General features: G+C 36.2%; 24 protein-coding genes. 14 read left to right on the plus strand and 10 right to left on the minus strand.

Annotated features, from left to right (window positions below; translation table 11 throughout):
• Positions 1 to 50 precede the first annotated feature (50 nt).
• The gene (locus ACKVQX_RS10650; protein WP_087680920.1) at positions 51 to 1721 is read left to right on the plus strand and encodes a lactate permease LctP family transporter; all 1671 of its coding nucleotides are present in this window, start codon (positions 51 to 53) and stop codon (positions 1719 to 1721) included.
• Positions 1722 to 1785: 64 nt separating this feature from the next.
• Here ACKVQX_RS10650 and ACKVQX_RS10655 read toward each other — a convergent pair whose 3' ends face one another.
• On the minus strand, positions 1786 to 2016 hold the full coding sequence (locus ACKVQX_RS10655) for a DNA-binding protein (RefSeq protein WP_068456310.1): 231 nt from the start codon (positions 2014 to 2016) through the stop codon (positions 1786 to 1788).
• A gap of 103 nt (positions 2017 to 2119) precedes the next feature.
• On the opposite strand from ACKVQX_RS10655, the gene ACKVQX_RS10660 reads away from it, so the two are divergent.
• The 4 genes from ACKVQX_RS10660 (at position 2120) to ACKVQX_RS10675 (ending at position 6091) form a co-directional block, all read left to right on the plus strand.
• On the plus strand, positions 2120 to 2989 hold the full coding sequence (locus ACKVQX_RS10660; RefSeq protein ID WP_409136301.1) for an EamA family transporter: 870 nt from the start codon (positions 2120 to 2122) through the stop codon (positions 2987 to 2989).
• An 82-nt stretch (positions 2990 to 3071) separates the two neighbouring features.
• Positions 3072 to 3773 carry a response regulator transcription factor gene (locus ACKVQX_RS10665; RefSeq protein WP_068456305.1) on the plus strand — a complete coding sequence of 234 codons (702 nt, stop codon included), beginning with the start codon at positions 3072 to 3074 and terminating at the stop codon, positions 3771 to 3773.
• Positions 3748 to 3915, plus strand: coding sequence for a hypothetical protein (locus ACKVQX_RS10670; RefSeq protein ID WP_156422379.1), 168 nt, complete (start codon positions 3748 to 3750; stop codon positions 3913 to 3915). The genes ACKVQX_RS10665 and ACKVQX_RS10670 overlap by 26 nt, the downstream gene beginning before the upstream one ends.
• Positions 3908 to 6091 carry a HAMP domain-containing sensor histidine kinase gene (locus ACKVQX_RS10675; protein ID WP_325943466.1) on the plus strand — a complete coding sequence of 728 codons (2184 nt, stop codon included), beginning with the start codon at positions 3908 to 3910 and terminating at the stop codon, positions 6089 to 6091. Before ACKVQX_RS10670 ends, ACKVQX_RS10675 begins: the two co-directional genes overlap by 8 nt.
• A 41-nt stretch (positions 6092 to 6132) precedes the next feature.
• On the opposite strand, the gene ACKVQX_RS10680 is transcribed toward ACKVQX_RS10675, so the two are convergent.
• The 6 genes from ACKVQX_RS10680 to ACKVQX_RS10705 all read right to left on the minus strand — a co-directional run bounded on the left by ACKVQX_RS10680 (position 6133) and on the right by ACKVQX_RS10705 (position 11003).
• Complete coding sequence (locus ACKVQX_RS10680; RefSeq protein WP_409136302.1) at positions 6133 to 7431, minus strand: helix-turn-helix domain-containing protein; 1299 nt, start codon at positions 7429 to 7431, stop codon at positions 6133 to 6135.
• A 92-nt stretch (positions 7432 to 7523) separates the two neighbouring features.
• Positions 7524 to 8159 carry a response regulator transcription factor gene (locus ACKVQX_RS10685; RefSeq protein WP_068456295.1) on the minus strand — a complete coding sequence of 212 codons (636 nt, stop codon included), beginning with the start codon at positions 8157 to 8159 and terminating at the stop codon, positions 7524 to 7526.
• Positions 8156 to 9187 carry a sensor histidine kinase gene (locus tag ACKVQX_RS10690; protein ID WP_368634287.1) on the minus strand — a complete coding sequence of 344 codons (1032 nt, stop codon included), beginning with the start codon at positions 9185 to 9187 and terminating at the stop codon, positions 8156 to 8158. Before ACKVQX_RS10690 ends, ACKVQX_RS10685 begins: the two co-directional genes overlap by 4 nt.
• Entirely contained in the window at positions 9184 to 9882 is a 699-nt protein-coding gene (gene liaF, locus ACKVQX_RS10695) for a cell wall-active antibiotics response protein LiaF (RefSeq protein ID WP_165442644.1), read from the minus strand. The genes ACKVQX_RS10690 and liaF overlap by 4 nt, the downstream gene beginning before the upstream one ends.
• 118 nt (positions 9883 to 10000) lie before the next feature.
• Positions 10001 to 10627: a PspA/IM30 family protein gene (locus ACKVQX_RS10700; protein ID WP_068456286.1), complete on the minus strand. Its 627-nt coding sequence runs from the start codon at positions 10625 to 10627 to the stop codon at positions 10001 to 10003.
• 25 nt (positions 10628 to 10652) lie between these two features.
• Positions 10653 to 11003 (minus strand): ABC transporter permease, encoded by a 351-nt coding sequence (locus ACKVQX_RS10705; protein WP_068456284.1) that lies wholly within the window; start codon positions 11001 to 11003, stop codon positions 10653 to 10655.
• Positions 11004 to 11181: 178 nt separating this feature from the next.
• Here ACKVQX_RS10705 and ACKVQX_RS10710 point away from each other — a divergent pair, with 178 nt between their 5' ends.
• Both ACKVQX_RS10710 and ACKVQX_RS10715 read left to right on the plus strand, forming a co-directional pair.
• Positions 11182 to 12267, plus strand: coding sequence for a metallophosphoesterase (locus ACKVQX_RS10710; RefSeq protein ID WP_068456281.1), 1086 nt, complete (start codon positions 11182 to 11184; stop codon positions 12265 to 12267).
• Between the two features lie 83 nt (positions 12268 to 12350).
• The gene (locus ACKVQX_RS10715) at positions 12351 to 13172 is read left to right on the plus strand and encodes an undecaprenyl-diphosphate phosphatase (protein WP_068456278.1); all 822 of its coding nucleotides are present in this window, start codon (positions 12351 to 12353) and stop codon (positions 13170 to 13172) included.
• A 186-nt stretch (positions 13173 to 13358) separates the two neighbouring features.
• Here ACKVQX_RS10715 and ACKVQX_RS10720 read toward each other — a convergent pair whose 3' ends face one another.
• Entirely contained in the window at positions 13359 to 13547 is a 189-nt protein-coding gene (locus ACKVQX_RS10720; protein WP_068456277.1) for a hypothetical protein, read from the minus strand.
• A 947-nt stretch (positions 13548 to 14494) separates the two neighbouring features.
• On the opposite strand from ACKVQX_RS10720, the gene ACKVQX_RS10725 reads away from it, so the two are divergent.
• The 4 genes from ACKVQX_RS10725 (at position 14495) to ACKVQX_RS10740 (ending at position 19373) form a co-directional block, all read left to right on the plus strand.
• A complete protein-coding gene (locus ACKVQX_RS10725; RefSeq protein WP_325943460.1) occupies positions 14495 to 16723 on the plus strand; it encodes a ribonucleoside-diphosphate reductase subunit alpha in 2229 nt (742 codons plus the stop codon).
• A gap of 28 nt (positions 16724 to 16751) precedes the next feature.
• Positions 16752 to 17792: a ribonucleotide-diphosphate reductase subunit beta gene (locus tag ACKVQX_RS10730; protein ID WP_068456272.1), complete on the plus strand. Its 1041-nt coding sequence runs from the start codon at positions 16752 to 16754 to the stop codon at positions 17790 to 17792.
• Between the two features lie 162 nt (positions 17793 to 17954).
• Positions 17955 to 18917: a D-glycerate dehydrogenase gene (locus ACKVQX_RS10735; protein WP_068456269.1), complete on the plus strand. Its 963-nt coding sequence runs from the start codon at positions 17955 to 17957 to the stop codon at positions 18915 to 18917.
• A 12-nt stretch (positions 18918 to 18929) separates the two neighbouring features.
• Positions 18930 to 19373, plus strand: a complete 444-nt coding sequence (locus ACKVQX_RS10740) for a hypothetical protein (RefSeq protein ID WP_068456266.1) — start codon at positions 18930 to 18932, stop codon at positions 19371 to 19373.
• A gap of 46 nt (positions 19374 to 19419) precedes the next feature.
• Here ACKVQX_RS10740 and ACKVQX_RS10745 read toward each other — a convergent pair whose 3' ends face one another.
• Positions 19420 to 20391 carry a hypothetical protein gene (locus tag ACKVQX_RS10745; protein ID WP_068456263.1) on the minus strand — a complete coding sequence of 324 codons (972 nt, stop codon included), beginning with the start codon at positions 20389 to 20391 and terminating at the stop codon, positions 19420 to 19422.
• Positions 20392 to 20568: 177 nt separating this feature from the next.
• Here ACKVQX_RS10745 and ACKVQX_RS10750 point away from each other — a divergent pair, with 177 nt between their 5' ends.
• The 3 genes from ACKVQX_RS10750 to ACKVQX_RS10760 are packed head-to-tail and all read left to right on the plus strand — an operon-like array spanning position 20569 to position 24431.
• Positions 20569 to 22035 (plus strand): aldehyde dehydrogenase family protein, encoded by a 1467-nt coding sequence (locus tag ACKVQX_RS10750; RefSeq protein WP_087680906.1) that lies wholly within the window; start codon positions 20569 to 20571, stop codon positions 22033 to 22035.
• Positions 22036 to 22047: 12 nt separating this feature from the next.
• Positions 22048 to 23223, plus strand: a complete 1176-nt coding sequence (locus ACKVQX_RS10755) for a saccharopine dehydrogenase family protein (protein WP_068456257.1) — start codon at positions 22048 to 22050, stop codon at positions 23221 to 23223.
• An 11-nt stretch (positions 23224 to 23234) separates the two neighbouring features.
• On the plus strand, positions 23235 to 24431 hold the full coding sequence (locus ACKVQX_RS10760; protein WP_409136303.1) for an acyl-CoA dehydrogenase family protein: 1197 nt from the start codon (positions 23235 to 23237) through the stop codon (positions 24429 to 24431).
• A gap of 100 nt (positions 24432 to 24531) precedes the next feature.
• Here the strand turns inward: ACKVQX_RS10760 and ACKVQX_RS10765 are convergent, their stop codons facing one another.
• Positions 24532 to 25902 (minus strand): polysaccharide deacetylase family protein, encoded by a 1371-nt coding sequence (locus tag ACKVQX_RS10765; RefSeq protein ID WP_068456251.1) that lies wholly within the window; start codon positions 25900 to 25902, stop codon positions 24532 to 24534.
• Between the last annotated feature and the right edge of the window lie 113 nt (positions 25903 to 26015).

Genomic DNA, 26015 nt, shown 5'->3' on the forward strand with positions numbered 1-26015 from the left:
CAAAATATCGAAAATTCAATACGTAACGATGTACATAAGGGGGAGAAAAAATGACATTCACGCAAAATTTCACCGCTGTAGGGGACAGCTTATGGTGGACGGCGCTTGTAGCTATTATTCCAATACTTTATTTTTTCTGGGCACTTGCCATTAAAAAGATGAAGGGGCATATCGCAGGTCTTACCACGTTATTAATCGCACTTATTCTAGCCGTTGTGGCATTTGACATGCCTGTTAAAACAGCCGTTATGTCAGCAAGTCAAGGTGCAGTCTATGGACTTGTGCCAATCGCTTGGATTATTGTCACATCTGTATTTTTATATAACATCACAGTAAGAGTAGGACAATTTGATATTATTCGTTCATCTGTACTTTCAATCACAGAAGACCGTCGTATTCAAGCATTATTGGTAGCGTTTTCTTTTGGTGCGTTTTTAGAAGGAGCAGCAGGATTTGGTGCGCCTGTAGCAATATCAGCTGCATTACTAGTCGGTTTAGGGTTTAATCCATTATATGCAGCAGGTTTATGTTTAATCGCAAATACGGCACCCGTAGCATTCGGAGCAATTGGGATTCCAATTATTGCGATGGAAGGACCAACAGGTATTCCAGCATTAGAAATTTCAAAAATGGTTGGACGACAGTTACCAATCTTATCAATCTTCATTCCATTCTTCCTTGTATTTATTATGACGGGATGGAAAAAAACAATCGAAGTATTACCAGCAGTTCTTGTATCAGGTATTACATTCGCAGTAACACAATTTTTATCTTCAAACTTCTTAGGACCTGAGTTACCAGACGTACTTTCTGCATTAGTGTCACTTGTAGCATTAGCAGTATTCATGAAGTTCTGGCAACCAAAAACAATTTATCGTTTTAAAAGTGAAGAGCAAACAGCAACATTACAAGTTGAAAAATATTCAGCAGGTAAAATCTTTAAAGCATGGTCACCATTTATCTTATTAACAGCTTTAATCTCGTTATGGGGTATTCCAACAATCAAAACAGCTTTAACAGGACATTATGAAGGAAGTAACGCAATTTTAAGCGCTGTTAATTCACTTGGTAAATTCCTAACATTCACACCTGAAGTACCTTTTGTAAATAATCAAATTATCGATGGTATGACAGAATTACCGATTGCGGCTGTTTATAAATTAGAGTTATTAGGCGCAGCAGGTACGGCCATCTTTATTGCGTGCTTCATTACAAAATTCATCTTTGGTATGAGCTTTAAAGTATGGGGGCAAACATTATTTTCAACATTAAATGAAATCAAGTTCCCAATCGTTACAATTTGTGCGGTAGTTGCTTATGCTTATGTAACGAATGCAGCAGGTATGATGACGACACTTGCACTTGTGTTAGCAAAAACAGGCGCATTATTCCCATTCTTCTCACCTGTACTTGGTTGGTTAGGCGTATTTATCACAGGTTCAGATACATCAGCGAACGTAATGTTTGCGAAGTTACAACAAGTAACAGCAGGGCATGTAGGAATGGATCCAGTATTAGCACTTGCAGCGAACTCATCTGGTGGTGTAACAGGTAAGATGATTTCACCACAATCCATTGCAGTTGCAGCAGCAGCTGTTGGATTAGTCGGACGTGAATCAGAGTTACTTCGTTTCACATTAAAATATAGTATTATTCTATTACTATGTATTTGTATCATTACGTTTTTACAAAGTAATGTATTAGGTTGGATGGTTCCTTAATAGTTAAACAATAAAAAAAGAGAAATCGTCGTGTGATTTGGCATGACGGTTTCTCTTTTTTGTATTAGTCTTCATCTTTTACATCGATATCTTCAGGAATCGGCGTATTTTTCCATACTTCAATCTCGTGTTTTACTTGTTCAAGTTGTTCAAAATATGTGTCAAATTGTTGTGTATTAATTAAAAAATCCTGTCCGTCATGAACCGAGTGAATGCGTCCTTCTAACACATAGCGCATGACTTGTGATTCGGGCATATTAATCTCTTTTGCGGTTTCGGCAATTGTTTTATACATTGAAACACCTACCTTCTATTGTAGTATAATGCAAAACATATCTTGCCTCAATAAAACTTTAATTGGTATATTTAAGTAGAATAGGGGATTGGAGGAATATATAATGAAGGCGATACCATACATACTCGTGTTGTGTGCAGCTGTTTTATGGGGAACAGTTGGTACAATACAAACATACTTAACAGAAGGCATTCATCCTGTTCCGATTGCGATGATGCGTTCATTAATTGGTGGAGGAATCTTATTAATCATCGCGATTCTTTTGAAAAAGATAGCATTTCGAACGTGGTCTTGGAAACAAACTTTTTTCGCTGCATTGTCGATGGCTTTGTTCCAACCACTTTTTTTTACATCTGTACATTTAACAGGTGTCGCAGTAGGAACAGTTGTGACGATTGGTAGTTCACCGATTTTTGCGGGCTTAATTGAATGGCTCTTTTTAAAAACAAGACCAACTAGAACATGGGCATTTGCGACATGCTTTGCGATTATCGGTTGTGTACTGTTATTTACAAGTAAAGGCGAAACAACAATTGTCCCAAGTGGCATTCTATGCGCTCTTTGCGCTGGAGTTGCATTTGCAACCTATACAAATGTTAGTAAAGTATTGTTAGAAAAAGAAGCAGCATTACCTTCTGTTGCGATGACATTTACGATGTGTGGCGTCATCTTGTTACCATTTTCACTCTTTTTAGGCGTCGAGTGGATTGGGATTCCGAGTAATTGGCTACCACTCTTTGTGATGGGTGTAGCAGGCACAAGTATTGCCTACTTATTATTTTTACGCGGGTTACATGCGATTTCATCTTCTGCAGCAGTTACACTATCACTGGGGGAACCATTAACTGCGGCATTATTAGGCGTCTTTTTAGTAGGTGAAAATTTAAGTCTTACCGCATGGGTTGGCGTAGCCTTTTTATTAGGTGGTATACTTGTTGTGACGTTAAAAGGAAAGCAGCCAGTGGAATCTTAAGAAAATCTTCATATATTTCCTAAGTAGATGTTAAGAAATAAACGATATAGTAAGAGTAAGCAAAAGAGCAGGAGGAATACAGATGGAATACACAATTTTAGTAGCAGATGATGATCAAGCCATTCGAGATGGTATTGAGATTTACTTAAAAAATGAAGGTTATCATGTACAAAAAGCAGCTGATGGTCAAGAAGCATTAGAGATTTTAAAACAACATGAAATTCATTTGATTATCATGGATGTGATGATGCCAAATTTAGATGGCATTGCTGCTACGTTTAAAATACGTGAAGACCAAAATATTCCGATTATTATGCTCAGTGCGAAAGTAGAGGAAACAGATAAAATACTTGGTTTATCTATGGGAGCAGACGACTATATCGGCAAGCCTTTTCATCCTTTAGAATTATTAGCACGTGTGAAGTCACAATTACGTCGTTACATGCGTTTTGGGTCATACGAACAAAAAGAGCAACGTTCAAACGAAATTGTTGTGGATGGTCTCGTATTAAATAATGACACTAAAACGATAACGGTCGATGGGGATGAGGTCAAACTCACACCAATCGAATTTAAAATTACACAACTATTAATGGAGCATGTAGGGCGTGTTTTTTCCATTGATGAAATTTATGAGCGAGTTTGGAAAGAAGCTGCTTATAATGCAGATAATATTGTGGCGGTACATATTCGAAAAATTCGAGAGAAAATAGAAGTCAATCCCAAAAACCCGAAATATGTGAAGGTGGTGTGGGGAGTTGGATACAAGATCGACAAGTCTTAAATCAGTGATTGCCTCTTTAGCGGCACTTAGTTTAGCGATTATTTGTTTGATTTATTGTTCTCAAATTTTCTTCCATGAATGGGGTAACCCGAATGTACTACTCGCGAAATTAAAAATGTTGGGAGAGAATGTGAATGGCTAAATGGATGAAACCGTTCATTTCATTAAGTATGGCACTTGCGATGGTTTCAATTTTCTTAATTGTCATCTTGCAGTCTACGTTATTTAAAAGTTATTTTGAATCGAATACATTCCAAGAGAAACTATCGAATTATAAGACGAGTCTGGCTTATTTTGAACTCGACTCGATGACAAAAGAACAGGCGATTAAAGATATTAATATTACGAATGAACAGATTGAAAATTATCGTACAGAGAACGGAACATTGAGCGATCAAATTCTGAGTATTCGTGATGAATATGTAGCGCGAATTCAAGAAGCAGAAGATATGGAGGCAACATCACTTTCTGATAAGTTGAAAAAAGAACGCGATGCAAAAATCAAAGAAGTGACGCGTGTATTTGAAGATCGTAATTATGTAAAAGAAAAATTAATTCAACAGCAGAAAAAAGAAATTACGCTTTATTATGAAAAACGTGACAAATATCGCGAATTACTTAAAAAACAATATCCTTACTTCTCATATGATTTAGAAAATGTTGATACAGGTGAAACATTTAAAAATGCAACAGAGGAAAAAAATCCACTATTTAAAATTGCTTTTCGCTCAACAGAATATGGTGCTTTTTACGATATTAAATCACTAGAAGATTTATCATATGTATCAGGATTTGAAGATCTACAAGAAACAAATGGTTTCATGATGACAGATATCCCAGTTTATACTGGGCAAATCTTTATTAATCAAGATGCGACAGGTGTTGCAGAATTACTGAAAGAAAAAGACAAATACGAAATCGTGCAGTATGCCTTTTATATTTTCTTTGGTATTTCAGGACTTTTCTTCATCATTGCGTGTATTTTATTAATTAAAAAACGCCATATGTATCGTGTATATCAAGCGCCTGCTGAAATTCAAATGCTTGCAGCGATTGCTTTCTTTATCATTGCGATGGGTCTATCCATTGAGATTGCTAATAACGCTAATAACTATTTGAATTATCAAGGGTACACTTCTATATTCGAAATGCTTGTGATGTGTATCTTAATCGGTTTAGTAATTTGGGTGTTAATGGACGTAACGATTAAATTCATTCTATCCGTATTCTATGCTTTTGCGGATAAGAAAAAATTATGGGAAACATCTGCGACGAAATGGGTCATTCATATTTTTAAGAATGGATTATTAAAGAGTCCCATCTTTATTAAAGTAACGCTGTATCTCATTATCATTTTTTTAGCTGGATTCGGCTTTATGGTTATGATTTCAAACTTTAATAGTGGATTTATTGTCTTGTTTTATGTTTTCCTCTATATTTTATTTGTTGTTCCGACTACGATTTACTTCTATAAGCAGATTGGGGATTTAAACAAGGTCATTACAACGACGGAGCGAATTGTAGAGCGTGGTAGTGATGAAAAAATTGAGCTAACACGCTACTCAGACTTCAAGGAACTTGCGGAATTGATTAATCAAATGCAAGTAGGTGTAGAAACATCACAGCAACAACAATATAAGAGTGAACGCTTAAAAACGGAGTTAATCACGAATGTTAGTCACGATTTACGCACACCACTAACATCGATTATTACGTACACAGAGTTATTGAAAAAAGAAAATCTTTCAACAGAAGAACGACTACAATATATTGATGTCGTCGACAAAAAATCACAACGTTTAAAAACATTAATTGATGACTTATTTGAAGTATCGAAGATGAGTTCAGGCAATATCGAATTGCATAAACAAGACGTTGATTTAGCACAGCTTGTCCAACAAGCGATTGGTGAACATGAAACGGACATTGAACAGTCTGGTTTACGTTTCCAAGTACAAATTCCAGACCATGCAGTGACGACACATATTGATGGTCAGCGTTACTGGCGTGTCATTGATAATTTAGTCGGGAATGCGATTAAGTACTCAATGGATGGAACGCGTGTATTTGTGACATTAGAAGACAATGACAAACAAACGGTACTAACTGTGAAGAACATCTCGAAATATGAAATTAGCGAAGATGTCGAAGAACTGTATGAACGCTTCAAACGAGCAGATGCTTCTCGACATACAGAAGGATCAGGTCTTGGATTAGCCATTGCACAATCCATTGTTGATTTACATGAAGGACGTATGGAGATTACGATTGACGGCGACTTATTCAAAGTAACCGTTACGCAACCGAAGAATGTATAAAAAATTAGCCAGTATGACAACTTGTCATACTGGCTTTTTCATTATAAGTCTTGCCAATAGTTTCTTCTTTGAATCGTGAGAGCAACTTCATTAGCTTTTTTATAGAGTTTAGCAGCGTCTTCAAACGACTGTTGTTCATAAAAGATATGACCGAAAGCAATGGCGTATTTTTGGACGAGAATTAATTCCTCACATTCTTCAAAGTATGTAATTGCTTCTTCAATGACATCAGGCTTTAGTGATTCGATATGATGCAACATTTGATAGAACCTAAATTGGAAATAGAAGGTTCGATAAAAAGGTGCGTTTAGATGTTCAGATACGAGTTGAATGCCTTTTTTACACCAATATTGAATGAATGTCGGTTGATTTAGTTTAGAATACTCTTTAATCATATGGTGAATTGCGGCTAATTTTGGTTCTACCGAAACTGTATGTTGCAAACTTTCACGATAGTATTGAATGGCTTCTTTTGATTCACCTGTCAGAGCAGCATGCTGACCTAATTGTTGAAGAATGGTACCATACAATTCTTTCTTTTCTAATTGAACAGCAAGGTGGTAAGCTGTTTGAAGTGCTTTTTTTGCATATTCAAATAAGCCGCTCCGATTATTACAAATGCCAATTTGGATATAACAATTAATAATAGGTGTTTGTAAATTTAGTTTTTCAAAAATCGTGAGCGCGAGATGTGCATGAGAGAAGGCAGCTGAATAGTGATGAATCGTGTACGTTAATTGACTTGAAATAAAATGAAAATTACCAATGAGCCACTCTGGAATCTCAGGTTCATAATCCTGGATGACTTTTTCAGCTTTACTCATAAACTTCATTGCATCCTTATATAATCGATTCTCTAAGCAATAATGGCATGAATTTACGTAGAAAATAAAAAGTTGTTCAGGATTTAAATTATTTAAAACAGAAGCGAATGCTTCTGAAATTTCATCTAAATCGAGAATGGGTTGTTTCGCAATAATGGCGATGCGTTGTAAATATAAATTACACTGATAAAAATTTTCACGTGTTGAAAACTCAATGTTGAATTCATTAAAGTGGTTCCAAACGATTTGTGCATGTTCAGCGCTATTTAAATGAATAGCATATTGAAATGCACGATGTAGTTCACGAAGGAATTCTTCTTCTTGTGACATTTTTAAATAATGCGTATTTAGATTTAGTTTTTTTAAGAGTGCTTCCCGAATGTGATCGCGTGGAATAACATGTTCTTTTTCGATCTTGCTTAAATAAGAGGTAGAGCAAATTCCTTTTGCCAAAGCCTGTTGCGTCATGTTCTGTTTAATACGTTCATTTTTAATAATTTGACTATAATTTAGCATGATGACCTTTCTAAAATAAAATTCTTATATTTATTATAGTATAAAATAAATGAAAAACGTCGAACAATTGTGAGCAATTGTTCGACATTTGTTTATTTTGGTACAAGATTATGTGAAAAGGCATAAACGACTGCTTGTGTACGGTCTTGAACATCTAACTTAGAAAGAATATTACTAACATGTGTTTTCACTGTCTTTAAGGCAATGAATAATGTGTCCGCAATTTGCTGGTTGGTCATCCCTTTTGCCATTAATAGTAATACTTCTTGTTCGCGTTCTGTTAAATCTTCATGTAAGGCACGATCTTGATTTGAACGCATGCGTTGCATCATTTTGTTTGTGACTTCAGGCTCTAAAACGGATGTTCCGCTGTATGTTTTACGAATTGCATCGGCAATTTGCTTCGCATTCGTCGTTTTTAAAAGGTAGCTAATCGCACCAGCCTCTAGCGCAGGATATACTTTATCATCTTCTAAAAAACTCGTCACAATCATAATTTTCGCTTCGGGCCATTGTTTTATAATTTCTGCTGTTGCTTCTGCACCTGTCATAATCGGCATAACCATGTCCATTAAAATAATATCAGGGCGATATTCTAAACTGCGCTCAACGGCTTGTTGACCATTTTCAGCTTCAGCTACGACTTCCATATCGGGTTGTGCCTGTAAGTATGCAGAGACACCGATTCGCACCATCTCATGGTCATCTGCTAATAATATACGAATCACTTTGTTTCCTCCTGTTCTACAGGGATTTGTACTTCGATAATTGTTCCTTGCTCTGGAATCGATACGACTTTACATGTTCCACCAATTTCAACAGCGCGTTCTTCTACATTGCGTAAACCATAAGAGCCGGCATGATCATCGTCTTGAATAGAGAAACCAACACCGTTATCTTGAAGACGGAATATGACAAGACCATTGCGTTCTACTAGAAGTAGTTGGACTTCAGTTGCTTTTGCATGGCGCAATGTATTCGATAATGTTTCCTGTGCAATTCTAAAGACATGATCTTCAGCACCTTTTGGGAGCGATACTTCTTCTAGTCTCTCTTGAATGTTAAAGTAAACTTTTTGACGTAGCTCATCGAGTAAATCTTGTAAACCTTGTGCTAGTGATTTATTTTTCAGTGCAATTGGTCGTAAATGAAGCAGTAATGCGCGCATCTCTAATTGTGCTTGTTGGACAATTTTTTCAGTTTGTTGAAGTTGTTTTTGATTTGCCTCAGGCAGTGTTTCACCAATTGTTTCATTCGTAGCCGATAGAAGCATAGACGCTGCGAATAATTGTTGTGATACGGAATCATGTAGTTCACGTGCGAGACGTTGGCGTTCCTGAATGAGACGCTCTTGTACTTCTTTTTCTTGAATATTTGCATGGTCATTCGTTAGACGTTGCAAGCTTTTCTTTTGTGTTTGAACTAAGTCATCAATCGCCTGCAACTTTTTGAAATTCTTTTTAGAGACCATACGCTTTTTCGTTGTTTGAAATTGACCTTCTAAAATAAGATTTAATTGTTTGGTTAGTTGATTCTCTTTTTGAATGGTTAGAGAATTTGACCACATGGCGATTAATAGACTAAATCCACCGAAGAAAATTAACATCCAAGCGCCATAGGGTAAGTTTGCATAGTTTTTTTCATAGAGCATTTCCCATTGTGTCGAATTTTCGCCCCACAACATATATAAAATCATCGCGAGTAAGGCGAAGGAGATGGTCGCTAAAAAAAGCGTTCGTAAAATTACTTTTGTCATTTTCTAAGCACCTCCAAATCGCCTGAGAAAGAAGAGGCAGCGATAATTAATTCACGTTCAGGGAGTTCATGTTCACGATAACCATCTTTGACAGCGAGTGATTCGTTCCAGAGGCGTGGGTATTTATGTTGCATGATAGTTGCCTCGCCCATTAAAGCATTGTAGTAAATACGTACAGGGATTTCATAAGGAACGACGACGGTTATTTTACCAATCCCTTGACGAATCGAGATAAGAGAAGCCCCTTTCGGTAAGATGGTATCGGTTGTATCAATCGTAATTTGTCCAACGAAATTTTGAACGTGGACATCTTCCCAAACATAAGAAGTGTTAAGTGTATCGTCAAATTGGAAGAAATTATTTTTCTTTTTTCGTTCAAGCGGACGTTCTTCTGTAGAAGAAGTATTCACATGAACAGTAGCGGGTGTGTCTTCACGCATTTTAAGGAGTATATAAATAACGGTTACAAACAATAGAATGCGTAAACTCCACATGGAGAGAACGGAAAGAATGAGTAAACCCAAACCGAGCCAAAAGAATAATTTTCGTTGTTTTTTCATGGATACATAAATGAGTCCAATACCAATCAGTGCAAAAATCATCATGTCACTTCCAAAAAGTATTCCCTCAGCAACGATGCAAAGTAGTGCAGCAAATAGCAAAGTTGTCATCGTATTTGTTTGAATGTGTTTCATCGCCGCTACCTCCATTTCTCGTCGTTCTTTTTTAATACAAAAGAACTGTCCTTCACATCATTTATTATACAGGAAGGACAGTCTATTTTCTTAATTGTACAATAAGCTACAAAGTTTTTTAAGCTTGTTTCTTTTCAAGTGCTTGTAAACGTTGTTCCATTGAAGTAACTTCATGCTCTTGTTCAATTTTTTGACCTAAACGTTCGATATATTGTTCCATTGTTTCGAATTTATCTAGACGTTGATTTTGTTGCCCAGTTGATTCAGGGTCTAATACGCGGTCCATTTGATGATGCGCACGTACAACATTTTCTTTGCCCATTAGTTGTAATTGACGTACACGCATGTCTTTGATTTTGTGTTTCATTTCTTCGAATTTACGCTCTAAGCCGAATAATTCGTTTGTTACTTGTTCAATACTTTGATCAAGTGCTGCGATACGATTTGCGTATGCATTTTTTTCTTGTTCAGCGAATTCAATTAAATCAACTTCGCCACTTGCTTGTGCTAATTCTAGTTGTGCTTGACGTTTTTCGAACATTTCAATTGCTTGAACACGTTCTTTCTCAAGCTTTTCTTTTAATTGACCTTGTCTTTCTAAATACTTACCTGTTTGTTCTGTTTGCTTTTCAGCTTCGCGAATATATTGATTTAACATCGCGATTGGATTTTTTTCCTCTTTTTTATCGAAAAATTGATGTAAGTCTGCCTCGATTGAATATTTTAAACGTTGTAGTAAACCCATTGTTCACTACCTCCTTTTGTCATTATTATTTTTGTAATTCGTTCCACTGTTTTTCAAAGTTTGTGAATGGATCATCTGATTTTTGTGTAAATACAGGTTGAGCTTCTTTTTGATTCCACTTCTTGTAGATGAAGTAACCGCCTGCTACTGCAACAAGTGCCACTAAACCAGGAATATTTGAGATACCTGATGTTAAACCGATGATTCCAACGATTACCCAGACAACTTTTGCAAATGTTGAGCGAGCCTTCAAATAGAAGTGAATACCTGCGTATAAAACAGCAGCAGATATTAATAAACCTGTTAGTGGTCCGAATAAACTCACCACTGTAATACCGATTACGATTCCTAAAAGTGTTAGCCATACTTTTCTCATGTGAAAAGTGCCTCCCTTCTGTTGATACCTTTATGATACGTGGATTTTTAAAGCTTTTTAACCGTCCTCAAAAGGATTTTCGACTAGGACTAGAGACCGAGAACCTATGCGACTTATAGATAGGAATTGTATTTCGCTGTTTAATTATGGCAAAATATAGACACTGAGGAGGAACAACATGAAAAAATATAGTGTATCTATTTTAGCTTTTCTACTATATAGTGCTGTCGTGTTTTATTTAGGTTGGAATGTTTATACATTCTTACATGATTGGTTTGGAGTTACATGGAAAATACCGTTCTATGTAATTTGGTATGTGATTGGATTTAGTATGTTAATCGGACGACTATCACATAAGTTAGATGTTTTCACAATTATTGGCTATTATTGGTTAGCATTTTTTCAATATGGTATATTGCTTTTCCCAATTACGAATCTCATTATTTGGTTAGCGCCAAATAGCTCGAGAGATCTTATTGAATTTTTTGTATGTCAGCTATTCATTCTTATTTTCTTATTTGGTAGTTATTATGCTTATACGCCTGTTACACGTATTAAAGAAATTATCATTAAGAATGACTTATTAGCAGATCAAACACTTCGTATTGTTTTAGGAAGTGATTTTCATTTAGGTCTTGTGATGCCAAAACGTCAATTGAAAAAATTTGTTCGTTTATCAAATGCAGAAGAACCGGATCTTGTTTTTTTAGCGGGAGATTTAGTAGATGATTTACCGTATTGGTATGAAAAGAATAATATGATGGAAGAGATGAAGAAATTAGAAGCAACACATGGAGTGTACGGTATTTTAGGAAACCATGAGTATTATGGTAATCAAATTGAAAAAACCGTTCAGTTAATGGAAGAATCACAAGTGAAAATGTTACTAGACGAGACGATTGTAATACAAGATGTCTGTGTTTTAACAGGACGAGAAGATGTAACGAATAAAAATCGTAAACCACTTGAATCGTTGAAAATGGATTCACCACTCCCATGGTTCATTATGGAACACACACCAAAAGACATTGAAACACCGGCAAAGCTAGGTGCGGACTTACAAGTTTCTGGACATACACATCGCGGTCAAATGTGGCCTAATCAATTACTTACGCGTTTATCATTTCCGTTAGATTATGGCTATAAAAAGGTTGAGCAGTTGCACGCAATTACTACATCTGGATTTGGCTTTTGGGGACCACCTATCCGTACAAATAGTCGAGCAGAATTATGGAGAATCGATATAAAATTTACAAAGTCGTAAAAAAAATAAAGGGTATGTCTGTGCTATCATTTGGGTAATAGTGCAAAGGATACCAAACTTTGCGGTAAAAGGAGCATACGCATGTGAGTGAAATTTTAAAAGCCATTATACTAGGCCTTGTAGAAGGTCTAACGGAGTTTGCACCCGTATCATCTACAGGGCATATGATTATTGTCGATGATATGTGGCTCAAGACAAAAGATTTTTTAGGTAGTTCTTCAGCGAATACATTCAAAATTGTGATTCAATTAGGGTCCATACTTGCTGTTGTTGTCGTCATGTGGAAGAGGCTACTAAGTTTGATTGGTCTTTATCATATTGAAGGACAAACGAAACACCATCGTTTTAACTTATTACATGTTATTGTAGGGATTATTCCTGCGGGTGTTCTAGGTGTGCTTGTTGAGGATTACATAGATGCGCATCTATTTAGTATTAAAACGGTTATTATCGGTTTATTCATCGGGGCCATCTTTATGATGATTGCAGATCGTTTTGCTTGGAAGAAGCCACGCGTCATGTCGCTGGACGATTTGACGTATAAACAGGCCTTCCAAGTGGGATTGGTTCAGTGCCTCTCACTATGGCCAGGGTTTTCGCGTTCAGGAGCTACCATATCAGGTGGTGTCCTTCTAGGTCTAGATTATCGTGTAGCAGCTGACTTTACGTTTATTATGGCTGTGCCGATTATGGCGGGTGCAAGTGGCCTATCTTTATTCAAACATTATCAAGATATTAATCCAGATGATTTGAATTTCTATATTGTTGGTTTTATTAGCGCATTCATCTTTGCATTGCTATCGATTAAATTCTTCTTAAAGCTAATCTCACGCATCAAGTTAATGCCATTTGCAATCTATCGTATTGTATTGGCAGCAGTATTAGCTTGGATTGTTTTCTTTTAGGAGAAGTGAGCTAGGATATAAGGGTACAAACAATAAGCATAAGAAAAACTGGAATCGCGTTGTGGCGCGGTTCCAGTTTTTCGTTGCAAACGCTAAAAGGAAAAGTGAAATGTTTTGTCCCAGCTTGTTTTATACATAAAAAAGGCTTGAATACAAAAAGTATCCAAGCCTTACTATAAATAAAGATTAGCCTTGTTCAGAGGCTTTTTTCGCTTCAAGTACTTTTTTTCTTTGCACGAAAGATAAAATAATGAGTGTGAAGGCGATCAATGAACCAATTAAAACAACGTATAATTTTCCAACAATCAAAGATGTGACGAATGTGATTAAAAAAATCATAATCGCAACAAATTGTATTCCGTAAAACGATGGCATTCTTTTTCACCTCAATTAGTTATATAGGATTAATAATAGTACAGCTTTTCCTCATGTGCAATTGAATGAACCAATTTATCGAAAAATGTTCACGATTATCGAAGCTTTCTTAAAAAGATAAAAAAGACGTAAAATGTATATTTTATAAGGAATGATAAAGATATGAGAAGAAGAAAAGTCAAGTAACTTTTCATTGTCGAATCCGTAACAAAAATGAAATTTCATCGATTCCTAAATGTATAGACTAGTTTAGCACGCTTAAATACTCTATAATAAGAAAGTTAGTCTTTGAATCAAATTTATTTTTTTGAAATAAATTTATTTCATATAAAAAAATAGTATAAATAACAAATAAAGTGTTTTTTTACAATAAAACGCTTTAAACAATTGAAAATATAGGTGAAATAAAAAAAGATTATTTTTTTAACAAAATAGTTCAAAATGCAAGTGTTTTTTATAGTGGATTTTCGACATATCAAAAAAGCGATATGAAAAAAAATGAAAATCCGTCTAAAGAATTTGTTTCTTTTGAGGGGACGAATTTTTGTAGGCCTTTTGCTATGATTTTCTTCAATTTCGACTTTAATCTTGAATCAACCTTTTCGATTATGTTAGATTAGATAAAGAAGAAAACACAAGATATTTGAAAAAAAAGTTGAGGAAACACAATATATTGTGTTGACAACGTTTTGGGCACATATTCACTAATAATCGCTCATTTATATTATTTTTTTTTGTTTAACTTCGTAAATTACAGGATAAAAAGAATTTTAATCATACATGTAATCAACACAACATGACGATTTTTCAGATGAAGAATGGATGCATGTCAAAATGGAACAGTGAATCATATTCTGCTGGATATGTCGTTTACTGTTATTTTATTTGCAGCTGTTTTGAGGAGTTCAATGGGAAAATAGTCAAAAAATAGAAGGAGTCGTGGTCTTATGGTACAAATGATGACACAAGGTAGAGAAGCTTTATTAAAAAAATTAGAAGAACAATATGGTCGTGAAGAAATTAGTCCACTACTACGCAAGCATGAGCGTTTCATGTCAAAACATCCAGATGCAGATGATGCAGAATGGACAAAAGCGTTAAGCTTAGATGCTTTAGGTATGTTGGATGAAGACGAGTCATTTTGGACATTTGTAGCTGCACGTCTCCTATTAGTAGAAACGTATAAAGAAGCGGCGGATAAACGTGGTGTTGCGAATATTGATGAGGTTTATACAGCATTCCCAGAACAAATCGAAAAATTAGTAGAACGTGGTTTATATCATTCGTTCCTAATCGAAAAATACACAGCAGAAGAGCGCCAAGCAATTGCGAACTTACTTAACCCAGAAAAAGATGAATTATTCACATATATTGGTTTAAAAACATTATTAGATCGTTATGTTGCACGTGATTTCGATAAAACACCTTTAGAACTTCCACAAGAGCGTTGGTTAGTCATTGCAATGACATTAATGCAAGATGAGAAAGTAGACCGTTTAAAGAAGATTGAAGAAGCTTACTGGGCTATGAGTAGCCTATACATGACAACTGCAACACCTACATTATCAAATGCGGGTAAAACACATGGTCAACTATCTTCTTGTTTCATTGATACAGTAGACGATTCGCTACAAGGTATCTACGATTCAAACACAGATGTTGCAACACTTTCTAAATTTGGTGGCGGTATTGGTATTTACATGGGTAAAGTACGTAGCCGTGGGTCATCAATTCGTGGATTCAAAGGGGCATCATCAGGTGTTATTCCTTGGATCAAACAATTAAACAACACAGCAGTATCAGTTGATCAATTAGGTCAACGTCAAGGTGCAATCGCTGTTTACTTAGATGTATGGCATAAAGATATCTTCCCATTCTTAGATTTAAAACTAAACAATGGTGACGAGCGTATGCGTGCACACGATATTTTCACTGGCGTATGTTTACCAGATATCTTCATGGAAGCTGTAGAAGCGCGTGAAGAATGGTACTTATTCGATCCACATGAAGTACGTACAGTAATGGGCTTTGATTTAGAAGATTCATACGATGAAAAACGTGGCGAAGGTTCATTCCGCGAAAAATACTTACAATGTGTAAACAACCCAATTCTTTCACGTGATACAGTGCAAGCAATTGATATTATGAAACGTATTATGCGTTCACAACTAGAGACAGGTGTACCATTCATGTTCTACCGTGATGAAGTAAACCGTCAAAATGCAAACAACCATGAAGGTATGATTTACTCGTCTAACTTATGTACAGAAATCATGCAAAACATGAGTGCAACAACATTTGAATCTGTAACATTAGAAGACGATGTGATTGTGACACGTCGTAAACCTGGAGATTTCGTTGTATGTAACTTATCTTCAATCAACTTAGGTCGTGCTGTACCAGAGGATGTTTTAGAGCGTCTGATTCCAATCCAAGTACGTATGCTAGATAACGTAATTGAGTTAAATACAATCCCTGTAGCACAAGCAGAGCGTACAAACTCTCGCTACCGTGGTATTGGCTTAGGAACATTCGGTTGGCATCACCTATTAGCGAAAAAAGGTATCGCTTGGGAGTCAGATGAATCAGTTGAATATGCGGATTCACTATATGAGCAAATTGCTTACTTAACAATTAAAGCATCACATGAATTAGCAAAAGAAAAAGGTTCATATCCTTTATTTGAAGGTTCTGACTGGGCAACAGGTGCTTACTTCGATAAGCATGGTTATGATAGCGAACAATGGAACGAATTACGTGCGAATATCGGTGAATTCGGTATGCGTAATGGTTATGTGATGGCAGTTGCACCAAACTCATCAACATCAATCATTGCAGGTTCAACAGCAAGTATCGATCCAATCTTCCAAAAGTCATACTCTGAAGAGAAGAAAGATTATAAGATTCCTGTAACGGTTCCGGATTTAGATGAAAAAACAACTTGGTACTACAAATCAGCATACTTCATCGACCAAAACTGGACGATTAAACAAAATGCTGCACGTGCGCGCCACATTGATCAAGGTATTTCACTAAACCTTTATGTTCAAAACACAGTAAAAGCAAAAGATTTATTAGCATTACACTTAAATGCTTGGAATAGCGGCATCAAAACAACCTACTATGTACGTTCTACTTCTGTAGAATTACTTGAATGTGAGTCATGCGCAAGCTAATGTAACGAAAATAGGGAGGAAGATTTGAATGACTGAGATTAAACGAAGAGCACTAATGGATAAGGAAGCACCAAACCGTTCTACAGCAATCGTGAACGGTCGATCTTCCAACATTTTAAACTGGGATGACGTGCGTTTTAGCTGGGCATACCCAAAATATAAAAAAATGCTTGGTAACTTCTGGACACCATTTGAAATTAATATGGGTACAGATGTAAAGCAATTTTTAGATTTAACAGATGAAGAGAAGAATACATTCAAAAAGATTATTGGTTTATTAGCGCTACTTGATAGTATTCAAACAGACTATGCTGGTAAAGTAGCCGACTACTTAACAGACTCTAGTTTGAATGCGTTAATGATTATTTTAGCGCAACAAGAAGTAATCCATAATCACTCGTATTCGTACATCTTATCAAGTCTTGTATCAAAAGATGAGCAAGATCGTATCTTTGATTTCTGGCGTACAGAGCCAGTTCTTGAGAAGCGTAATGACTTCGTATTAAAGGGTTATAAAAATTTCGCAGAGAATCCAACAATTGATAATATGTTAGATTCAATCGTGTACGATGTGATTTTAGAAGGCTTATTCTTCTACTCAGGATTTAGCTTCTTCTACCACTTAGCACGTAATCAAAAGATGGTTGCGACAAGTACAATGATTAACTACATTAATCGCGATGAGCAATTACACGTAGACTTATTCGTTAAAATTTATAAAGAGTTACTAACAGAGTATCCAGAATACGATACACCTGAACGCGCAGAACGTGTACAAAACATCTTCCGCGAAGCAGCAGCTCTTGAAATCGAATGGGCGAATGAAGTAATTGGTACGAAAATCGATGGTTTAGACGTAGAAGATGTAGAAGACTACATCTACTTCTATGCGAATGTTCGTTGTAACCAACTTGGTTATGAGCGTCCGTTTGAAGGCTACCGTAAAAACCCATTAAAATGGATCAAAGCGTACGAAGATGTTGACTTAGGTAAAACAGACTTCTTTGAACAAAAATCACGCCAATACGTGAAAGTAAACGTACAAGATAACGGTTTCGATGATTTATAAGATTTAAGTAAAAACCTCAGCATTTTCATGTGCTGAGGTCTTTTTTTGTGAAATAAACCTTATATTATATCAATATAAAATATGGGAAATACTTAAAAATTTGGGAAGGTATCTGAATTGTGATACAATTTAAAAAAAGAAAGAAATAAAGGGGTTTTGAGATTGAAGCCAATTCTTTGGATTACATGTAAATTACCAGAAGAGATCGTTGAGCCATTAAAATCATGGGCAGATGTACGTGAGTGGCCTACTGTTGAAGTCAATATGCCACACGAAAAACTAGAAGAAATTATTCAAGAGGCTGATATTTTATGGACAATTATGGATAATCGAGTTTCACGCGAGTTATTACAAACAGCTAAAAATTTAAAATTAATTTGCAACTTAGCTGTCGGTTATAACAACATCGATGTTGAAGCTGCAAAAGAATTGGGGATTGCTGTGACAAATACACCAGGTGTTTTAACGGAGACAACAGCAGATTTAGCATTTACACTAATGTTAATCACAGCTAGAAGAATAATCGAAGCAGCGGATGAGGTACGAAACGGTGATTGGACGTATTGGGGTGTAAATCATCTAGCAGGTCGCGATGTTCATGGTGCTACGCTCGGTATTATTGGAATGGGACGAATTGGTGAAGCCTTAGCACAACGCGCAAAGGGCTTTAACATGGAAGTGCTTTATCATAACCGTCGTCGTAAACCACAAGCGGAAGAAGCCTATGGTTTTAGCTATCGTGAATTAGATGCTTTACTACAAGAGTCAGATTATGTAGTTGTTTTAACACCGATGACACCTGAAACAAAGGGACTAATCGGTAAACGTGAACTACAGTTAATGAAAAATACGTCGATTTTAATTAATGTGGCACGAGGTGGAATCGTTCAAGAAGATGCACTATATGATGCATTAAAGAATGGCGAAATCTGGGCAGCAGGAACAGATGTGTTCGTTCAAGAGCCTGTACCAACATCACATCCACTCCTTACACTGAAAAATTTCGTTGCACTTCCGCATATTGGTAGTGCAACACTACGCACGCGTAAGGAAATGATGGAGATGAATATTGAATCCATGCACGATTATTTAGAAGGGAATCCGATTCGACACCGCGTTGTTTAGGGGGAGTCAATAATGAAGTTACCACCAGGTATTACAGGATTCTTTGATGGAAGTGCATCATTTCAAATGGTGGACTCAAAAAAGTTCCGTTCGATTTGCTATGAAGTTTCGATGCATCCAGCGATTAAATTATTAACCATTCAAGAAGCAACATATCCTGTCAATTATATGTGTGCCAAATTTGTTTTTTATAATGAACCCATTCAAGTTGTAATGAATGCTTATTATCCTTTATTCACAACAACGGTCATTGCAGAAGACGGACATTTTGTATTTTGTGATTTACCAGAGGAGTTTTGTCTATTTGAACAGCACTATCAATGTATTACGGTAGAAGATTTGGAACGAATGATTGAAGAACATTACTTGGAGCAACTATCCGAAGTAGAACGCGAGCAAGTCGCATTTTGGAAGCCTGAACGATTAGGTGAAGTTATATTTAATGCGTGGGATTAGCCCATAAAAAAAGGTCGATTCATCAATAAGATGGATGGACCTTTTTCTATGGATAATATTTTTCTAGGTTCATTAGAATTTCGTTTCTTAGCTGCGCTAACTCAGGATATTGATAGAAGAATAATACTTTTTCATCTGCGCGAGTATGGCTAGAGGGTTTAGTGGAAAGAATAAAATACATAAAAGATTCTGCAAAATCTTCAGTAGGATGACTTGTCGCATATTCTGTAACGAATTCATCAGCGTGGAGTGTGTAGAAGTGGGTTTGAACGGTAGGATCGGTTTCGATATTTTTTAATTGCTTCCAATGTTGCATGACATCATATTGCCAAAATTGCTGATAGAAATGATAGAGGTAGGCATCTTGTTTTAAACAACCTTCGCCGGGATCATAGGTTTTACACACATTATCATGCGAGTATTCAAAAGAATTAAGCGAAAATAGATGACCATATTCGTGAAGAATTGTTGCGTAAAGTCCATTTAAATTTTTAACATCACGATAATCAAGAGCCAGTGTCCATTTGTCTGGATAATCCATTTGTTGTACATAGCCGAGGGTATTATCTTCACCATCTGTGAAAATTTTAAAGTAGGCGACCATTTTTCGATTTTCTGATGGAATTAAATTTGCAAAACGTTTCCAAAGCTCATGTTGTTTTTGTTTATTCTCAATAATATTTTGATGCGCTCTTTTTTTTGAAGACTTTATCATATGAATTTGTTCGTCTTTAATTTCATACGTTAAAATATCTACTTCTTTTTGAGAGAAAGGTGCAGTCAAACTATCAATCTCTTCATAGAGTAAGTCGCCATGCTTTTTTTCGAGTTTTTTAACGATTTTGTCACCAAGCTTTGTATCAACTTGTCTCTGATGAATTTTTTTAATAGGAGGTGTGGCAGTATCTTGGAGTGTTTGAATAGCTTTTTGTGTGGGATGATTGATTAAACTAAAAATAATGACGATGAGCATGAGGCTCAGTAAGAGAGGCAAACCGAACTTTATATGCCGATTCACTAACGTACCTCCTTTCTATTTATAAGGTTCTTTTATCTAATTACCCGATTTAAAAATGTTTAGTATATTTTGATAAAGGAAAAACGTGTTGTAGAAAAAACTTTCTTCAAGAAGGATATTTTTGCTTTTTATAGAATTTGTTGATTAAGAGCGAAAATAGAAGATGGGGGTGTTTCGTTGGATATTAAACACTATGTAAACGGTCAATGGATCAAAGAAGAGTCAATGCATTGTATTCCAGTTTCAAACCCTGCCAATGGAGAAGTAATAACGAACGTACCGATGGCTTCAAAAGAATTAGTTCATGAAGCGATTCAACATGCAAAACATGCACAAAAAGAATGGGCAAAAGTACCAGCACCCAAAAGAGCCGACTATTTATATGCAATTGGTGAACGGTTGCGAGATGAAAAAGAACGACTAGCTAGAATTTTAACGATGGAAATGGGAAAAGTAATTGAAGAAGCACGTGGTGAAGTACAAGAAGCCATCGATATGGCATTTTATATGGCAGGTGAAGGAAGACGGTTATTTGGTCAAACGACGCCTTCTGAATTACCAAACAAATTTGCAATGAGCGTACGTGCTCCAATCGGTGTAGTGGGTCTCATTACACCATGGAATTTTCCAATTGCGATTGCGACGTGGAAGTCATTCCCAGCGATTGTCGCAGGTAATACCGTTGTTTGGAAGCCATCTACCGAAACACCACTTATGGCATATGAGTTAGCAAAAATTATCGAAGAAGTGGAATTACCAGATGGCGTCATCAATATTGTATTTGGAGGAGGTAGTGACGTAGGCTCTCTACTCGTAGAACACCCAGATGTACATGTTATTTCATTTACGGGTTCTACTGAGACAGGGCGAAAGATTGCGGAGCTTGGAGGCAAACACTTAAAAAAGGTCTCACTCGAAATGGGTGGGAAAAATGCCATTATCGTGATGGAAGATGCCGATTTAGATTTAGCTGTAGAAGGCATCATTTGGAGCGGATTTGGAACATCAGGTCAGCGCTGTACAGCTTGTAGTCGTGTCATCGTACATGAAGCTATAAAAGAAGAATTAGCTGACCGGTTAATCACTGCAATGGAGTCATTAAAGCTTGGTAATGGATTAGATGAAGGTGTGCAGATTGGCCCAGTTATTCATAAATCAGCCCTTCATAAAATTCATAGTTATATCCAATTAGGATTACAAGAAGGTGCAACTTTATTGAAAGGAGGTCGCATAGCTGATTTTGAATCAGGTCATTTTTACGAACCTACTTTATTTACAGATGTAAAGCCGCAATCGCGTCTCGCACAAGAAGAAATTTTTGGTCCAGTCATTTCAATGATTGCAGTTCAAAATTTAGAAGAGGCGATTGAAGTGAATAATTCAGTGAAATATGGTTTATCAAGTTCAATCTTTACACAAGATGTAACAAAGGTATTTCAAGCACAACGCGATTTAGATACAGGTATTGTTTATGTGAATGCAGGAACAACTGGAGCAGAAATTCATTTACCCTTTGGCGGAACAAAAGGAACAGGTAACGGACATCGTGATTCTGGCATCCAATCCTTAGATGTTTATACGGAATGGAAAAGTATTTATGTAGATTATAGTGGCACACTTCAACGTGCTCAAATCGACAATTAAGGGGGCATTCAAATGAAAGTGACAATTCTAGGCGCAGGTTTAATGGGAAAAGAAGTCGCACGTGATCTAGTGAATAGTTCGAATGTAGATAAAGTTTATTTAACTGATATTGATATCGAAAAGGTCCGTACGTTTGTGGAACAATTAAATAGCGATAAAATTGAACTTTTAACAGTTGATGCTTATGATGACGAACAGTTATGTGAAGTGATGGGAAAAGCAGATGTTGTGGTGAACGCACTATTCTATAAATTTAATGTACGCGTTGCAAAGTTAGCGATTGAACTTGGCGTTCATTTAGTTGATTTAGGTGGTCATATTGGCGGTATAACAGATGAAGTTTTAAAACTAGACGAGGAAGCGAAGAAAAAAGGCGTGACGATTATTCCAGATTTAGGTTTAGCACCTGGTATGACAAATATTTTAGCTGGATATGGTGCTTCTAAACTAGATCGTGTGAATGCAATTAAAATTTATGTAGGTGGCATCCCAGCTTCTCCAAAACCACCACTTGATTATAGCGTAGTGTATTCTTTAGACGGTGTATTCGATCATTATACAAAACCCTCTTTGATTGTACGAGATGGGATGATTCGTGAATTACCTTCTTTATCTGAAGTAGAAAATCTCTATTTCCCAGGCTTTATTGGTTTAGAGGCGTTCCATACGAGTGGCGGTCTTTCAACACTTGCACGAACATTTTCTAAATTACACACATTAGAATATAAAACGATTCGTTACGCAGGACATGCCGAACGCTTTAAATTACTTGTCGATTTAGGACTTACACAAAAAGGTAATGAAGTGGAAGTAGACAATGGTATTACCGTAGATATGCGTGAAGTGATGAAACAATATTTAGAGAATAAATTAAGTTTAGGCGACCAAGAGGATGTTGTATTACTTCGTGTAGAAGTACATGGTGAAGCAAATGAAGAGAGAGTTTCATTCGAATACGATATGGTAACCTACCGTGATAAAAATAGTGGTGAAACAGCGATGGCACGAACGACTGCTAACACAATTTCAGTTGTAGCGAAGTTAATTGGGGATGGTACGATTACAGAACGCGGTGTTATTCCACCAGAATTAGCAGTACCAGGAGAAAAGTATATGACGGAGATGAATCATCATGGCGTAACCATCACAGAAACCATGCTCATGTCGACAAATATTATTAAAGGATAGGGGAGATCGTCATGAATTTTCAATTCTCGGATGAACAAAATATGTTACGCCAGACAGTACGTCAATTTGTAGATGCAGAGATTATGCCTTATATTGCGGAGTGGGATGCGACAGGTGGATTTGATCCAGCTATTTGGAAAAAGCTAGCTGACCTAGGTTTACTCGGTATATGCATACCCGAAGCATACGGTGGAAGTGGCATGGATTATAATGCATTGGCGATTGCCTGTGAAGAACTGGAGAGAGGGGATACAGCTTTTCGGACAGCTGTATCTGTTCACGTAGGATTGAATAGCATGACTTTATTACAGTGGGGAACGGAAGAACAAAAACAAAAATATTTAGTTCCTCAAGCAAAAGGTGAAAAGATTGGTGCATTTGGTTTAACAGAACCGGGTGCAGGATCAGATGTAGCGAGCATGCAATCACATGCAACATTAGAAGGAGATGTGTATCGCTTAAATGGTCAAAAAACATGGATTTCACTTTGTGATATTGCTGATCACTTTATTGTATTTGCCTATACGAATCCAGCGTTAAAACATAAAGGAATTTCAGCATTTATTGTAGAGCGTGGTATGGTTGGTTTTTCTTCAAAAGCTATTAAAGGAAAGTATGGGATTCGTGCTGGTAATACAGGAGAATTATTCTTTGATGATGTTCTTATCCCAAAAGAGAATCTTCTTGGCCAAGAAGGAGAAGGTTTTAAAATTGCGATGGCAGCACTTGATAATGGACGTTTTACAGTAGCAGCCGGAGCAGTCGGGTTAATTGATGCGTGTATTGAAGCGAGCGTAAGTTATTGCCATGAACGTGAAACATTTGGACAAAAGATTGGTGAGCATCAATTAGTTAAACAGATGATTGCACGTATGGAAGCAGGCTATCAAATGAGTCGTTTACTTGTATATCGTGTAGGCGAGATGAAAAATAGCGGTGTACGTAACACGCGTGAAACGTCTCTTGCGAAGTGGCAAGCATGTGACTTTGCGAATTGTGCGGCAGATGATGCAGTTCAGATTCATGGCGCATATGGTTATTCAGATGAATATCCTGTTGCACGCTATTTACGTAATTCAAAAGCGCCTGTTATTTATGAAGGAACACGCGAAATTCATACACTCATGCAGGCAGACTATGTACTTGGTTATCGTGAAGACCATCCATTATCACATATGTTACTGAAGTGGGCAGGTACTAAAGAATAATGTAGAAAAGGATTGCACGATTGTGTAGTCCTTTTTTAATTTGTAAACAAACAAAAAAGAGAGAAGTCGGTTGAATGACCTGACTTCTCTCTTTCAGTTATTACTTTTTATAAACTCTTTTTTCAATGCTTAGCATTTCAGAAGCTGTTACAAATGTATAACCTTGTTGTTTTAAGTAACGAATCACTTGTGGCAATGCTTGAGCTGAACTTGCATGAATGTCATGCATTAAAACAGTTGTATATTGTGATTTTTGACTTTTCACATTCGCTAATGTTTGTTGTGGATTATGATGTTTCCAATCAAGTGTATCGACATTCCATAAAACAACTGGCATTTTTGCGATTTTTGAAACATTCGCATTGTAAGAGCCATAAGGTGGACGGAATACGGTTGGGTTTTTACCTGTTGCTTTTTTAATGGCCTGATTGGTTGTTTCAATTTCTTTTTTCACGTTTGCATTCGATAGTAATACTAGATTTGCATGTGTTAAGGAGTGATTACCAAGCTCATGTCCTTCATCTGCAATTTGTTTCACCATTTTAGGATTTGCGCGTGCTTGTGTACCTACCATGAAGAATGTTGCTTTAACCTTTTCGCGTTTTAAAGTAGCTAAAATACTCTTTGTAGATGTCGTATTTGGCCCATCATCAAATGTAAGAGCAACCGCTTTTTTCGGAATAGGTTTCTTTTTCTTTTGAATAATTTTCTTAACAGGTATTTGGAATTCTTTTGCTAAAGAAGAATTAATATTCTGAAGTGGTAAAGTAATTGTTATTGGCTGGTTAAATGAAGATGTAAAACTATCGGGATTTAAATAGAAGTATAAATTTTGATCATCGAGTGCAAAGTTTTCAAAATGACTAGCTTCTTGGTTGATTGCTAAGTCTTTTTGTTGACTTTTATTGAAATTTTGTACTTCTTTATGTTTTGCCAGTTCTTTTTGTGATAAATTCATAATATGTGTTAACTGCTCACCAGAAGGTATAACTTCCTTAATATCAATTAACTCATTCGCTGGCTGATCCACTGTAAACGTAATGAATTTTTGATCTTTTTTCTGTTTATCCTCTTGTAAACTTTGAGTTAAAACAAATGAATAAAGATCCTTATGTTTCAATGTCATGTACGTCACATGCATCTGTGCATCTTTTGCGTATTTCCCTTTGAAAAAGTCTGTTTTCATCTCTTTAACGGCATCACTGATAGCTGTATTCAGTTCAGAAGATCCTGTTTTTGGGTACTGAATTGTATAGCTACCTTGTTCTGTTTCATTTGTGACCGTCACCGTTTTAATAAATGGGTTGTCTGTTTCAGCTGTAGAGGTGTTTTCAGTTGAAGCGGCTAAACCCTTTTCAGAAGGACTTTTCAAGTTTAGCATGTATACTACAGCGAAAATAATAAGAGATAATAGTATACAAACAAGTAGTGAGTCAATTAATAATCTGTTTTTGAATGGTGAAGATTTCATTTTTTTTGTATACTCCTTTTCATAGTATTAGGTTAATATTACCATTATTTTACGGTGTATGGTCATATAAAGTAAGTAAATTTTATAACTTATAGAAAAATATATTTAATAGA

The organism is Kurthia sp. ISK08 (genome assembly GCF_046159805.1).
Taxonomy (GTDB): Bacteria; Bacillota; Bacilli; order Bacillales_A; family Planococcaceae; genus Kurthia; species Kurthia gibsonii.

Bases quoted from the DNA above. Each gene is read 5' to 3' on its own strand.
- ACKVQX_RS10755 (WP_068456257.1), top strand. From the start codon at position 22,048: ATGAAAGTGACAATTCTAGGCGCAGGTTTAATGGGAAAAGAAGTCGCA.
- ACKVQX_RS10675 (WP_325943466.1), top strand. From the start codon at position 3,908: ATGGCTAAATGGATGAAACCGTTCATTTCATTAAGTATGGCACTTGCG.
- ACKVQX_RS10660 (WP_409136301.1), top strand. From the start codon at position 2,120: ATGAAGGCGATACCATACATACTCGTGTTGTGTGCAGCTGTTTTATGG.
- ACKVQX_RS10725 (WP_325943460.1), top strand. From the start codon at position 14,495: ATGGTACAAATGATGACACAAGGTAGAGAAGCTTTATTAAAAAAATTA.
- ACKVQX_RS10700 (WP_068456286.1), bottom strand. From the start codon at position 10,627: ATGGGTTTACTACAACGTTTAAAATATTCAATCGAGGCAGACTTACAT.
- ACKVQX_RS10665 (WP_068456305.1), top strand. From the start codon at position 3,072: ATGGAATACACAATTTTAGTAGCAGATGATGATCAAGCCATTCGAGAT.
- ACKVQX_RS10705 (WP_068456284.1), bottom strand. From the start codon at position 11,003: ATGAGAAAAGTATGGCTAACACTTTTAGGAATCGTAATCGGTATTACA.
- ACKVQX_RS10720 (WP_068456277.1), bottom strand. From the start codon at position 13,547: ATGCCATCGTTTTACGGAATACAATTTGTTGCGATTATGATTTTTTTA.
- ACKVQX_RS10765 (WP_068456251.1), bottom strand. From the start codon at position 25,902: ATGAAATCTTCACCATTCAAAAACAGATTATTAATTGACTCACTACTT.
- ACKVQX_RS10760 (WP_409136303.1), top strand. From the start codon at position 23,235: ATGAATTTTCAATTCTCGGATGAACAAAATATGTTACGCCAGACAGTA.
- ACKVQX_RS10680 (WP_409136302.1), bottom strand. From the start codon at position 7,431: ATGCTAAATTATAGTCAAATTATTAAAAATGAACGTATTAAACAGAAC.
- ACKVQX_RS10740 (WP_068456266.1), top strand. From the start codon at position 18,930: ATGAAGTTACCACCAGGTATTACAGGATTCTTTGATGGAAGTGCATCA.
- ACKVQX_RS10650 (WP_087680920.1), top strand. From the start codon at position 51: ATGACATTCACGCAAAATTTCACCGCTGTAGGGGACAGCTTATGGTGG.
- ACKVQX_RS10730 (WP_068456272.1), top strand. From the start codon at position 16,752: ATGACTGAGATTAAACGAAGAGCACTAATGGATAAGGAAGCACCAAAC.
- ACKVQX_RS10710 (WP_068456281.1), top strand. From the start codon at position 11,182: ATGAAAAAATATAGTGTATCTATTTTAGCTTTTCTACTATATAGTGCT.
- ACKVQX_RS10655 (WP_068456310.1), bottom strand. From the start codon at position 2,016: ATGTATAAAACAATTGCCGAAACCGCAAAAGAGATTAATATGCCCGAA.
- ACKVQX_RS10690 (WP_368634287.1), bottom strand. From the start codon at position 9,187: ATGACAAAAGTAATTTTACGAACGCTTTTTTTAGCGACCATCTCCTTC.
- liaF (WP_165442644.1), bottom strand. From the start codon at position 9,882: ATGAAACACATTCAAACAAATACGATGACAACTTTGCTATTTGCTGCA.